The sequence below is a fragment of the Paenibacillus taichungensis genome (assembly GCF_013359905.1).
Taxonomy (GTDB): Bacteria; Bacillota; Bacilli; order Paenibacillales; family Paenibacillaceae; genus Paenibacillus; species Paenibacillus taichungensis.
Map to the genome: position 1 here is coordinate 286,120 of NZ_JABMCC010000100.1, position 13,721 is coordinate 299,840.

General features: G+C 48.8%; 10 protein-coding genes and 1 other annotated feature. All 10 genes read left to right on the forward strand.

Annotation, left to right across the window (positions count from 1 at the left end):
* Position 1 precedes the first annotated feature (1 nt).
* The 10 genes from ccsA (at position 2) to HP548_RS06480 (ending at position 13,671) form a co-directional block, all read left to right on the forward strand.
* Positions 2–829, forward strand: a complete 828-nt coding sequence (gene ccsA, locus HP548_RS06435; RefSeq protein ID WP_371121670.1) for a cytochrome c biogenesis protein CcsA — start codon at positions 2–4, stop codon at positions 827–829.
* A 5-nt stretch (positions 830–834) separates the two neighbouring features.
* On the forward strand, positions 835–1,485 hold the full coding sequence (locus tag HP548_RS06440) for a precorrin-2 dehydrogenase/sirohydrochlorin ferrochelatase family protein (protein WP_175381192.1): 651 nt from the start codon (positions 835–837) through the stop codon (positions 1,483–1,485).
* A gap of 2 nt (positions 1,486–1,487) precedes the next feature.
* Entirely contained in the window at positions 1,488–2,444 is a 957-nt protein-coding gene (hemC, locus tag HP548_RS06445) for a hydroxymethylbilane synthase (protein WP_099858122.1), read from the forward strand.
* Between the two features lie 4 nt (positions 2,445–2,448).
* Positions 2,449–4,011 carry a uroporphyrinogen-III C-methyltransferase gene (gene cobA, locus HP548_RS06450; RefSeq protein ID WP_175381193.1) on the forward strand — a complete coding sequence of 521 codons (1,563 nt, stop codon included), beginning with the start codon at positions 2,449–2,451 and terminating at the stop codon, positions 4,009–4,011.
* A 107-nt stretch (positions 4,012–4,118) separates the two neighbouring features.
* Positions 4,119–5,120, forward strand: a complete 1,002-nt coding sequence (gene hemB / locus HP548_RS06455; protein WP_076290786.1) for a porphobilinogen synthase — start codon at positions 4,119–4,121, stop codon at positions 5,118–5,120.
* Positions 5,121–5,232: 112 nt separating this feature from the next.
* Positions 5,233–6,537: a glutamate-1-semialdehyde 2,1-aminomutase gene (hemL, locus tag HP548_RS06460; RefSeq protein WP_076290785.1), complete on the forward strand. Its 1,305-nt coding sequence runs from the start codon at positions 5,233–5,235 to the stop codon at positions 6,535–6,537.
* Positions 6,534–7,442 carry an RluA family pseudouridine synthase gene (locus HP548_RS06465; protein WP_076290784.1) on the forward strand — a complete coding sequence of 303 codons (909 nt, stop codon included), beginning with the start codon at positions 6,534–6,536 and terminating at the stop codon, positions 7,440–7,442. Before hemL ends, HP548_RS06465 begins: the two co-directional genes overlap by 4 nt.
* A 136-nt stretch (positions 7,443–7,578) precedes the next feature.
* Positions 7,579–9,054 carry a LysM peptidoglycan-binding domain-containing protein gene (locus tag HP548_RS06470; RefSeq protein WP_175381194.1) on the forward strand — a complete coding sequence of 492 codons (1,476 nt, stop codon included), beginning with the start codon at positions 7,579–7,581 and terminating at the stop codon, positions 9,052–9,054.
* 158 nt (positions 9,055–9,212) lie between these two features.
* Positions 9,213–9,492: a binding site (T-box leader), on the forward strand.
* 58 nt (positions 9,493–9,550) lie between these two features.
* On the forward strand, positions 9,551–12,217 hold the full coding sequence (locus HP548_RS06475) for a valine--tRNA ligase (RefSeq protein WP_175381195.1): 2,667 nt from the start codon (positions 9,551–9,553) through the stop codon (positions 12,215–12,217).
* A gap of 77 nt (positions 12,218–12,294) precedes the next feature.
* Positions 12,295–13,671, forward strand: a complete 1,377-nt coding sequence (locus HP548_RS06480) for a bifunctional folylpolyglutamate synthase/dihydrofolate synthase (protein ID WP_175381217.1) — start codon at positions 12,295–12,297, stop codon at positions 13,669–13,671.
* The last annotated feature ends 50 nt before the right edge of the window (positions 13,672–13,721 follow it).

Below are 13,721 nucleotides of genomic sequence, written 5' to 3' on the forward strand. Positions count from 1 at the left end.
CTTGACCCTAGCTGAACAAATCTATGAAGCTTTAATCTATATGTATGCCCTGAGCCTACTGTTCTATTTCTCGGACTGCATTCGACGCAATGCGGGGGCGAAGCGGACAGGCACAGGGTTTCTTGTTGTTGTGTGGGCGCTTCAGGTGTTCCATGTCATTTTACGCATGTTAACTGAAGGGCATTTTCCAATCTACACCACGTTTGATTTTTTGTTTATCTTTTCATTTAGTATTGTGTTGATGTCTCTGGTAATGACTCGTATTCAGCGTTCCGAATTTGTCATTTTATTGCTGAACGTGGTAGGTTTCTCCGTTACGGTGTTGAACCGGTTGTGGTTTACAGCAGGTGAGATATCTCTGCATAACTGGCAGACTGTGCATGGATTGCTTATTATGCATATTACGTTGGCCAATCTTGGTTTTGCGGCTCTGACGGTGGGTGCTGTATTTGCCATGTTATATCTGTTCTTGCACCGTAAGCTGAAGAATAAGAAATGGAATGATACCGTACGTCGTCTGCCGAGCCTCGAAGTGATCGGCAAATATATGGATGGGGCTACACTGATAGGCACACCACTTCTTGGTGTTTCTATCATGCTCGCGGTATTGTCCATTGTAGCTGAAACGCGCTGGAGCCTGCTCTTGGATCTCAAGGTTATTGCAACGGGACTGGCCATAGCGATCTATGTGGGATATTTCGTCTTTAAGAGAAGAAAACAGTTTTCCACAGTTATTATGGCGAGATGGACGCTGATCGGATATGGCTTTGTCATTATCAGTTTTTTATCCAATGCGTATTCAGCGTTTCATCGTTGGACGGGAGAGTGAAGGGGATGGAACGGTACACGCCAATATTTGTGGATATATCAGGGAAATCCTGCTGCGTGGTTGGAGGCGGACGTGTTGCTGAACGGAAAATAAAAGGTTTGCTTCATGCGGAAGCGCAAATCAAGGTGATTAGTCCGGAAGTTACGCCAACGTTACAACAATTGCATCATGATTCCCGAATTCAATGGCTGGCCCGGTCCTACCGCAATGGAGATTTGCGGGGGGCCTTTCTCGTATATGCAGCAACGGACCATAGTGAAGTGAACACAGCTGTTGTCCAAGAAGCTGAAGATGCGGGTATACTGGTTAATGACGCCATATCTTCTGAGCGTAGCACCTTTATTACACCAAGTGTGGTCAGGCGTGGAAGACTGAGCATTGCGATATCAACCGCTGGGGCAGGACCCGTGGCCGCAGCAGAAATTCGTGACACCTTGGAGCAGCAATTCGGAGATGAGTACGAGACATATATTGAATTTTTGTATCAGATGAGGATGGAAGTAAAGGCGCGTGTATCTTCTTCAGGTATCAGAGCTAAATTACTTCGTCGTTTAACCGAAATGGATGTGCTGGAAAAGATCCGTACAGGTCAGTTTGAGTGGTGGACCGAAGAACAAATTGGGGACTGGATATCCCATAATCAGGAGGACGTGTAGACATGCGGACAATTAAAGTGGGAAGCAGACAAAGCGCACTTGCTTTGACCCAGACAGGCCATGTAATTCAAGATTTACGTGATATTTGTGAACGGGAAGGATTAGCTTTTGATTTTGAAGTACATAAAATTGTTACAAAAGGAGATTTGATTCTCGACGTAACCCTGTCCAAAGTCGGAGGCAAAGGACTATTTGTCAAAGAGATTGAACAGGCGATGATGGATCGCACGATTGATATGGCTGTTCATAGCATGAAGGATATGCCTTCTGAGCTGCCCGAAGGGTTGACGAACGGGGCTGTCCCGCGTCGTGCGGATCCTCGTGATGCACTGATTTCGAATGGTGGACTCACATTGGATCAATTGCCAGAAGGTGCAAGAGTGGGGACGAGCAGTCTGCGTCGATCTAGTCAACTGAAAGCATACCGTCCGGATTTGCAACTCGAATCGCTTCGTGGCAATATTGATTCCCGACTGCGCAAGCTGGAGACAGAAGGTTTGGACGCTATTATTTTGGCTGCCGCTGGTTTGTATCGAATGGGCTGGCAGGATCGGATTACGGAGTATCTGTCAGAGGAAGCTTGTCTTCCCGCAGTTGGTCAGGGTGCGCTCGGCATTGAATGCCGTGAAGATGATGCCGAACTGCTCCATCTGTTGCAGTTGTATAACGATCCGGAAACCGCATTTCCTGTGTTGGCTGAACGTCGCTTCCTTAGTGTGTTGAATGGGGGTTGTCAGGTTCCGATTGGAGCTCATGCCGTATGGGTGCCACAGCAAGATGCAGATTCCCCGAATGGACAAAACACGTTACAATTAACAGGTATGGTCGGTACGCCAGACGGTGGACTGATTCTTAAAGAAGCGATGACGGGCAAAGATCCGGTTCGTCTTGGAGAAGAAGTGGCTTGGAGATTGATTGAACGGGGAGCAGAGCAGATACTGGCAGAAGTTAGGGGATGAAGACATGGTGGGGAAGGTCTTTTTGGTTGGTGCAGGTCCAGGTGACGCCAAGCTGATTACGGTAAAAGGCTGGGAATCGATCGGTCGAGCGGATGCTGTTGTTTACGATCGGTTGGCTAGTCCAAGATTACTCAAACAAATGAAGCCCGGCGCGGTTAAGATATATGTAGGTAAACGGCCGGATCGACATACGATGAAGCAGGAAGAAATCAACCAGCTGCTGGTTGATCTCGCACTGGAAGGCAAAGTTGTGGTCCGGCTTAAAGGGGGAGACCCGACGATATTCGGACGCGTGGGTGAAGAGGCTGATCTGCTGCGCAAAAACGACGTTCCTTTTGAAATCGTACCTGGCGTAACCTCAGCAATAAGTGTACCTGCTTACGCTGGAATACCTGTGACCCACCGCGACTATGCTTCCTCTATTTCCATCATTACGGGGCATGAGAGTCCGGACAAGCTTGACCGCAGTATTCATTGGGATAAAGTGACGAATGCAACAGGTACACTGGTATTTATGATGGGCGTATCCAAAATTGGATATATCAGCGAACAGTTGATTCGTCACGGACGCCCGGCGCAAACACCAGTGGCATTGATTCGCTGGGGCACAAGAGCAGAGCAAGATACGATCACAGGTACGCTTGAAGATATCGAAGCAAAAGTCATCGCTGCGAATTTTCAACCACCCGCTGTCATTGTAGTTGGTGAGGTGGTGAACCAGCGCGAACAGTTGAAATGGGCGGAAGCACTGCCGCTGTTTGGCAAACGCATTTTGGTAACGCGGGCACGCAGTCAGGCTAGTGAATTGGTGAACCGGATCGAGGAACTTGGCGGTGAACCTTACGAGTTTCCGGTAATTGAGACCGTGATGCCATCAGGGGAGTCGGCACAGGAAAGTGTCAAACAGGCCTTTGGTGCGTTAAATACGTTTGACTGGGTATTTTTCACGAGTGTAAACGGGGTGGAATTCTTCTTCCGTCATTTGCAGCAACAGGGGAAAGATATTCGCTCCATTCATCAAGCGAGAGTTGCGGCGGTGGGGCCTTCAACTGGGGATGCTTTGCGTAAGTATGGTATCGTAGCGGAAGTCATTCAAGGACCATTTCAGGCCGAAGGTATGCTTGAAGCTTTTGAAAGTGAACTGAAGGAAGGGCAAAGGGTTCTTTTACCGCATGGAGATCTCGCACGCTCCTGGTTGCCTGAACAGTTAAGGGAACGAGGACTTCTGGTTACCGAGGCGATTATCTATGACACCATTCTGGCTGGCGAGGATGACGATGAACTGCTGAAGCTACTTGAAGAGGGCGGCATTCATGCGATGACCTTCACAAGTTCATCTACCGTCACCAATTTTATGAGCATTCTGAAACGGATGGGATTGCAGGATCCCTTGCCTTTATTGGAAAATATAGAGGTTGCATGTATCGGGCCTGTTACAGCGAAGACGGCAGAAGCAGCAGGCTTGAAGGTCACAATGATGGCTGAAGAAGCAACCATTGAAAGTTTGATTTCTGTGTTGTCTGAGTGGAAACGAAAGCCTGCCACAGAAGCTGTATTTCCCCATTAAACATATAAATTGAACCGCAATCGATAGATGAAGCGTGCTGAATTCGTTACGATACCGGCGCGCTTCGCTTTTTGCTCCACATCACTATTCAGGGAGGTTTCACACGTATGAGTTTTCCAATTGTGCGGCATCGCCGTTTACGTCAATCCACAGGTATTCGCAATATGGTGAGAGAGACCCATTTGACTGTGGATGACTTTATCCAACCTATCTATGTTACTTATGGTGAAAATGTAAAATCTGAAATCAAATCGATGCCAGGCGTATTCCGCTTCTCGCTGGATCGTCTGCAGGAAGAAGTGAAGGAGATTGCCGATCTGGGTATTCCAGCTGTGCTCTTATTCGGTATTCCCGAAACCAAAGACAGTGTTGGTTCGTCTGGATTTGCTGAAGATGGCATTGTACAGGAAGCAACGAAGCTGATTAAGTCCTGGTATCCTGAGCTACTCGTTGTGGCTGATACCTGTCTGTGCGAATTCACTGATCACGGTCATTGTGGTATGGTGCACACCGTGGAATTGGACGGTCACATTTGCGGAGATGTTCTCAATGACGAATCACTGGAGCTGCTCGTGAAAACAGCGGTATCCCAGGCCAAAGCTGGAGCGGACATCATTGCACCATCCAACATGATGGATGGATTTGTCCAAGCGATCCGTGCCGGACTGGATGAGAATGGTTTTAGTCATATTCCGATTATGTCCTACTCCGTAAAATATGCGTCGGCATTCTATGGTCCATTCCGCGAAGCTGCGGATTCCACGCCACAATTCGGAGATCGCAAGTCGTATCAGATGGACCCGGCGAACGCTCGTGAAGCATTGCGTGAAGCCGAAACCGATGTGCTTGAAGGAGCGGACATGTTGATGGTGAAACCTTCACTGTCCTATCTGGATGTCATGCGTACGATCAAGGACCAATTCGATCTTCCACTGGTTGCTTACAACGTAAGTGGAGAGTATGCCATGGTGAAGGCAGCGGCGATTCAAGGCTGGATTGATGAGAAAAAAGTGGCCATGGAAATTCTGCTGAGTATGAAACGTGCGGGTGCAGATATGATTATTACGTACTACGGAAAAGATGCTTCACGCTGGTTGGCCGAGAAATAATAGCTTGCTCCCATAACAGCAAGGACGAACAAAGCGGATTATGGTTTATCAAAATTATATAATAGGCTCCTCCAATAGGTATGGAGGGGCCTCATCACTAAGGAGGATGTTCATGACTGCACAACAAGGAACTCGTCGCAATGATGAGCGCTCACGCAGCGCATTTGAAGAAGCCAAGCAGTACATACCTGGGGGTGTGAACAGTCCCGTTCGGGCGTTCAAATCGGTCGGGCTTACCCCAATCTATGCAGAGCGCGGAGAAGGCTCCAAAATTTATGATATTGATGGCAATGTTTTTATTGATTATGTGGGATCCTGGGGTCCGCTTATTATGGGACATGCGCATCCTGACGTTGTAGAAGCTTTGCGTGAGACAGCCCTTAAAGGAACGAGTTTTGGTGCGCCAACACTGCTGGAGACAGAGATGGCTAAACTCGTCTGTGAGCGTGTGCCTTCGATCGATATTGTACGAATGGTGAATTCCGGTACGGAAGCAACCATGAGTGCGATTCGGCTTGCACGTGGTGTAACCGGACGTAGTAAAATTTTGAAGTTTGAAGGATCATACCATGGGCATGCCGACAGCTTATTGATCAAAGCAGGATCTGGTGTAGCGACACTGGGTCTGCCTGACAGCCCGGGTGTTCCTGAAGGTGTGGCTATAAATACGATTACGGTCCCATACAACGACCTGGAGTCGGTGAAGCTTGCTTTTGAACGTTATGGTGAAGAACTGGCCGCCGTCATTGTGGAACCTGTTGCAGGTAATATGGGAGTTGTACCACCCGTTTCGGGTTTCCTTGAAGGCCTGCGCAATTTGACGTCGCAATACGGCAGTTTGCTCATTTTTGACGAAGTCATGACTGGTTTCCGTGTAGGGTTGAACTGTGCACAGGGACGATATGGCGTTACACCTGACCTGACTTGTCTGGGTAAAGTGATCGGTGGCGGGCTTCCGGTGGGCGCTTATGGCGGCAGACGTGATCTGATGGAACAGATTGCTCCGACCGGACCAATCTATCAAGCAGGTACACTGAGCGGTAATCCGCTGGCTATGGCAGCAGGTTATACCACACTCAAATTGTTGACACCGGAGGTCTATGATCGTCTGGAGACATTGTCTGCACGCTTGCAGGCTGGGTTTGAAAAGAATGCAGCGGAGACCGGCGTAGCCATAACCATTAACCGTGTTGGTTCGATGGTATGTCCATTTTTCAGTGCAGTTCCAGTTACGAATTATGATATTGCCAAAGAAAGCAATCTGGATCAATTCCGTCGTTACTTTGCGGCCATGATTGATCAGGGTGTAAGTGTTGCTCCTTCCCAATACGAAGGTATGTTTGTCTCTGGCGTGCATACGGAGCAGGATATTGACGATACGATTGAGGCGAACCGTAAGGCTCTTCAATCACTATGACCATTAAAAGTTGGAAACGCCGTGGGGAATGGCTTGAGCTGATGCCAGGCAAAGCGGTGACAGGCAGTTCAGACAGGCAAACGGCTGCAGAACAATGGCTCTTGTCTGAGCTTCAGTTACCAGAAAAAATGTTGCGTCAGCTAAAGACCAACCAGGGCATACAACTCGCAGGGGACCGGCTTCGGCTGGCCCTTTTTGCGTCTCAGCCGATCGATGTTGAACCGCGTTGGGCGGATATCGATGTCCTGTATGAAGATGACTTCTGTCTGGTTGTGCACAAACCGGCCGGAATGAAGCTTCATCCCGATGGAAGCCGGACGGATCAAGCAATTACGCTGGATCACGCGGTGGCCTCCTATTACGAAATGAATGGGGTTCAGGCGAATGTACGCCATGTTCACCGTCTGGATGAGGACACAACTGGGCCTGTTTTATATGCCAAAAATGCTTTTGCTCTCACCAAACTGGATGAAGCCATGCGGCGTAAAGACATTGGACGGCATTATGTCGCCATTGCAGGCGGTAAGATATCCACGGAGCTGAATAGGATTGATGCTCCGATTGGGAAGGACAGGCATCACAAGCAGCGCAGACGTGTCTCTGAAGGTGGGCAGGACGCTGTAACTCACGTAGAGATCGTGGAGGTATGGGATAGGGCGACCCTTATCAGGCTGACACTGGATACAGGGCGCACACACCAGATTCGGGTGCATTTAAGTTATGTGGGACATCCCCTCGTTGGAGATGAGTTATACGGAGGCAGAAGGGATTCTATTGGTCGGCAGGCGCTCCACGGTGAGACACTGATTTTTAGTCATCCACTGACAGGGGCACGAATTGAAGTGGCAGACCCTTGGCCACAGGATTTCGAACAACTGGCACAACGTAAAGGCAAGGACCAATAAACTGGGAAGGTTTGCATAAAAGGTGGCATGCTCATCTCATTCAAGGCATATAGATGGGGTAACGAAGGATTTGGACCATGGATCAGTCCCATGAGAAGGATCATGGTGAACATATGCCGAAAGGAGGACGCCACCTTTGTTGAATCAACCTTATGGTTTGCGGTTCGATATTTATGAGCGCGTTCATTTGTCAGAGGGAGTCCCTGCAATTGAGGAACTGGAGGAAATTGAGTTATATCCCCGCATTCAGGTGATAGGTCAGGATGATCATGCAACATTGCGAGGCCATCTTTTGCTAACAGGTGCGTATCGGGGAGAGAACGAGATCTCGGAGGAACTCAAACATTTTATTCCGGTGGAGATCACGGTACCCCTGAACCGGGTAAGATCGCTTGAGGATATTTCCATTGAGATCGAAAATTTTGATGTCGATTTGTTATCCAACCGAAGTCTAAACATTACAGGGGTATTGTCACTTCGCGGTATTGAGGGCTTTCCCGTGGAGGAACCGCAGGTCTGGTCAGCAGATGAGTTTACCGTTGTACATTCGCCCGACCCTCAGCAGGGCGACCGTTCCGCTGAAACAGAGCAGACAGGCAGCTATCCCAATGCTTTTGCTCAGGAGTATCTGCTTCAACGGAGCGAAGAGGAGCTGCAGCAGGAACATCTATTTCAAGCTTCTTCCGAACAGTTTCAGTCCTGGCAGCAAGGGGATGGGAACGCGGAGCAAAGCAAAATAGTAGCTGAAAACGAAGAGTCCTCGTCCTTGAGGGACAAGGAGGATGAAGCGCAAGCGAATGTGTTGTCCGATACGCCTTCTCCAGTTTCGTCTTTTTTGGCGGAGACAGCCGACAGGTTGGCTTCTTACCCTGAATCTGAGCCTTTGCTTCCTCTGGCTGAAGAGCAGTCTGTTTGGTCCGAGCCTTCCGTCGAGACCTTACATACGTACTTAAGGAATTCGGAGCAGGCCGATTCCAAACTGGAACTGCAGCATTCGGATGAACTGGCGGCACCAGACGTATGGCATTTTGAATCTACTCGATCTGAACCAAAGCAGGAGGAGCACGCAGTTGCAGATGTTCCGGCAAGTTCGCAGTCAGAGAACTGGCAGGATGTCTTTGCAGCGTCTGAATCGGAAATTTCGGAGGAAGACAGACCTCCTCTTGGAGCGGTAGAGACGAATGAGCCCGCTGAAAAAGAATCGTTTATCCCTGAACCTGTGGCTGAGACGGAAGACAAGCCGGAGCTTAAGGTTGCTTTTGGCAGCAAGAGAGAATCTGCACCCAAACAGGAAGAGGGCGTTGGCATCTCCTCCTTGTTATCCTCTGGCAGAGTAACACGGGAGGCGGAGGCAGAACGAGAGCAAGAGGCACTTGCTGGAGTCCTGCAGGAAGAAGCATATCAGCCTGAAGATGTCGAGTGGAAGAACCTGTTTCTCGGCACCATTGTCGACCAGACCCCGTTCCGTAAAGTAAAGTTATGCATTGTACAGCGTGAAGAGACGCTCGATACCATTGCAGACCGATATCAGTTAAGTACCCGAGAGCTCCAGTTGTATAATCGTCTTTCCGAACAGGTTGTGGAAGAAGGACAGATTCTATATATCCCTTAACCTGTAGGCAGGTTTAATGACCATTTCGACCCGTGATCCCTTGAGGATGGCGGGTTTTTGCTTTGTCTGCCCTCAACCTGCATTGCAGCGCGCTTTTTCCGCTGTTGTCAGGTTGACTATCGGGCACGGGCAGGGTATGATGTGTTTAGGTTTTTTGAAGAACAACGTGGATCGGGAGTAGTAGACAGTATGACCTTTCAGAGAGCGGAATTGTAGCGCTGGGAAATTCCGTAGGAACCAACTGATCGAAGTCGCCCGGGAGTTGCCTGTTTGAATACAAGGGATGAGTAACTTTAGTATCATTCATTCCTAAGGTAGGATGGGCCGGTCGCAGCCGTTATCTGCTTGAAGTGTCACGTAAGTATAGAAGGGGTAGTCTATCTTTTTATCTGCGTGAAACAAAGGTGGTACCGCGAAAGCTAACCTTTCGTCCTTTGATGGATGAAAGGTTTTTTTGTTTTTTGGCGATGATGAATAAGTAACGGAGGAATGACACATGTCTGAACAAAAAAATTCAGCTGCAACAGAAATGCCAACCACATATGATCCGAAAGCTGCGGAACAAAAATGGTATTCCACTTGGATGGAAAATGGATATTTTAAGGCGGGTCAGCGTAAAGATGCTGAACCTTATACGATTGTAATTCCACCCCCGAACGTAACCGGAATGCTCCATATCGGGCATGCGCTCGATTTTACACTGCAGGATATTCTGATTCGTACCAAGCGGATGCAGGGCTATGATGCACTGTGGCTGCCGGGTTCTGACCATGCAGGTATTGCTACCCAAACCAAAGTAGAGCAGAAATTGCGTGAAGAAGGTCAGACTCGTTATGATCTGGGACGCGAAAAGTTCTTGGAGAAGGTATGGGACTGGAAGGAGCAATACGCAACAACCATTCGTCAGCAATGGGGCAAAATGGGCTTGTCGCTCGATTACTCACGTGAACGTTTTACACTGGACGAAGGTCTATCCCAGGCTGTACGTAAAGTTTTTGTTCAACTGTATGAAAAAGGCCTCATTTATCGAGGCAAACGAATTATTAACTGGGACCCGGTGAACCGGACTGCACTGTCCGACATTGAGGTTGAATATAAAGAAGTTCAGGGTCACTTGTACCATCTGCGTTATCCGCTCAAAGACGGAAGTGGGTATGTTACAGTAGCGACAACTCGCCCGGAAACGATGCTGGGAGATACGGCAGTTGCTGTTCATCCGAAGGATGAGCGTTACGCAGATATGATTGGCAAGGTGCTTGTTCTGCCTATTATCGGACGCGAAATTCCGGTTATTGCAGATGAGTATGTGGATAAAGATTTCGGAAGCGGCGCCGTGAAAATTACGCCTGCTCATGATCCGAATGACTTCGAAGTGGGCCTTCGTCATGCTCTGCCACAGATTACGGTGATGGATGAGACGGGTACGATGAATGCCGAAGCAGGCAAATATCAGGGACTGGATCGCAGCGACTGCCGTAAGCAGATTGTTGCCGACCTGCAAGAACAGGGCGTATTGATCAACATCGAGGATCATACGCATCAGGTTGGACACAGCGAACGTACAGGAGCTGTCGTTGAGCCGTATTTGTCGACACAGTGGTTTGTTGAGATGAAGCCACTCGCGGAAAAAGCGATTGAGAAGCAACAAAGCGGTGAAGGGGTTCATTTTGTTCCGGATCGTTTTGAGAAAACGTATCTGAACTGGATCGAGAATGTTCGTGACTGGTGTATCTCTCGTCAATTGTGGTGGGGTCATCGTATTCCTGCCTGGTACGACGAGGAGACTGGAGAAGTTATTGTATCTGCTGAAGATCCGACAACATTGCCAGAATACGCTGGACGTAAGCTGAGACAGGATGAAGACGTTCTGGATACATGGTTCAGCTCCGCATTATGGCCATTCTCTACATTAGGCTGGCCGGAAGATACGGAAGATCTGAAACGTTATTACCCGACAAGTGTACTCGTAACAGGGTATGACATTATTTATTTCTGGGTGGCGCGTATGATCTTTACCGCTCTGGAGTTCACAGAAGAGGTTCCGTTCAAGGATGTGCTGATGCACGGTCTTGTTCGTGATGCAGACGGACGGAAGATGTCCAAATCGCTAGGCAATGGTGTTGATCCGTTGGATGTGATTGAGAAATATGGTGCAGATGCAATGCGTTACATGATCTCTACAAGCAGCACTCCGGGTCAGGATCTCCGTTTCCGCTGGGAGCGGGTTGAACAGGCTCGTAACTTTGCCAATAAAATCTGGAATGCATCGCGCTTCGCTTTGATGAATCTGGAAGGGTTCACCTATGAAGATCGTGATATTAGTGGAGACCTTGGAACAGCGGATTACTGGATTTTGCACCGCCTGAACGAAACTTCTCGTGATATTACGCGTCTAATCGAAGCATATGAATTTGGAGAAACAGGCCGTTTGCTGTATAACTTTATTTGGGATGACCTGTGTGACTGGTATATTGAATTTGCGAAGTTATCCTTCTATGGGGAAGATCCGGTTGCCAAGAAGAAAACACAATCGGTGCTTGCTTATGTGCTGGATCAGACTATGCGCCTGATTCATCCGTTCATGCCGTACATTTCGGAAGAGATCTGGCAGCATCTGCCGCATGAAGGCGAGACGATTACGTTGGCTTCCTGGCCGGTGTATGACCCTGCGTTGGAGAACCCAGAAGCGGTTGCCGAGATGAACCTGCTTATGGATACCATTCGTGCAGTGCGAAACATCCGTGCAGAAGTAAACGTACCAATGAGCAAGAAAATTGAATTAATGGTGAAAGCGAACAACGCAGAGACATCCAGCATCATTGAACGCAACAGCCATTACATCAAACGTTTCTGTAATACGTCCGAGTTCGACAGCGGCCTGGATCTGAGCTCACCGGATAAAGCAATGACTGCTGTCATTACTGGGGCTGAGCTGTACTTGCCGCTGGCGGGTCTTATTGATATTGATCAGGAAGTGGCTCGTCTGGAGAAAGAGTTGCAGAACCTTGAGGGCGAAGTACTCCGTGTGGAGAAAAAGTTGGCGAACGAAGGCTTTGTTGCCAAGGCTCCTGCTAAAGTTATTGAAGAAGAGCGCGCCAAGCAAGCGGACTATTCCGATAAACGGGATAAGGTGATTGCACGAATCAAGGAACTGAAAGGTTAATATATTCGGGTCGGATGGAGTGCTTCTGCGCCATCCGGCCGCTTTTTTCAACCAAACTCAAACTAAAGGTGAATCATATGACGGAACTTAACGGGACAGAAATAGCATCTCCTTTACTTACCTATGACGAGGCTGTGAACTGGATCAATGGCCTTATTCCTTTTGGCATCCGACCTGGATTGGAACGAATCGAGGGATTGATGTCATTGCTGGGCAATCCTCACCAGCGTCTCAAATTTATTCATGTCGCGGGAACGAACGGCAAAGGTTCGACTTGCGCTTTTTTGACGTCAGTGCTTCTTCAGGCGGGATATGATGTTGGAACGTTTACATCCCCTTATATCACCAAATTCACAAACCGTTTTCAGTACAACGGTGAGGATATCCCGGAAGAAACGTTGCTCAAACTTTCAAACCGGCTTTATCCATTGATTCAAGAGATGGCTTCAACTCCCCTTGGATCACCTACGATGTTTGAGGTGTCTACAGCAATCGCCCTTCTGTATTATGCGGAAGAGTGCTACCCGGACATTGTGGTATGGGAGACAGGGCTCGGGGGAAGGATGGACGTAACGAATATTGTTACACCCGTGGTATCGGTCATTACTAATATCGGTATGGACCATACGGATGTACTGGGAGATACGATTGAGGCGATTGCTGGAGAGAAGGCAGGTATTATTAAGGCGGGGGTACCCGTTGTTACCTGTGCCACGCAGCCAGAGGCTGTGAAGGTGATCCAGGAGACGGCAGAGCGGCTGCGTTCAACCGTGTATCTGGCGGGAGATCGTTTCTCCTATCATAGACTGGACAGTGATGAGAACGGACAATCTTTTCATTTTACAGGACCGTTCCGTGATCTGGACGCTCGTATTCGCATGCAGGGTGTACATCAATGCGACAATGCAGCGGGCGCACTTATGGTACTGGAGTTGCTTCGCCAATACATGGCATTTATGCTGGATGATGAAGATATTGCGCTTGGACTGGAACATGCCTTCTGGGCAGGACGGTTCGAGAAAGTGGTTGATCAGCCCCGCATTATTCTGGATGGTGCACATAATCCGGAGGGGGCCGAATCGCTGGCCAAGAGCATTATCGACGTATATCCTCACAACAAGTTAATTTTGATGATGGGCATGCTGGCGAATAAGCATCACGAAGCGTATTTGCAGCATATACTGCCACTAGTGGATACGCTGATCCTGACCGAGCCAGATTTCCGACGCAAAATGGATGCAGCCAAATTGCTGCAGCTCGTCGAACGGGTACGTCCCGCCATTGCGAAACCGGAGCTGGAAATCATCGTCGAGCCCGAATGGGCAAAGGCACTTGATCTATTGAAGTCACGGACGGAAGCGGAAGATCTGGGGGTGGTGTCCGGCACATTGTACCTGATTGCAGATGTGCGGGCAGCCCTTTTGCATCAAACCGATTCTGAAAAAGGTTGGTGAAAGTTTTGTTAAATACATCGGAACACGTTCATTTTATAGGGATTGGCGGA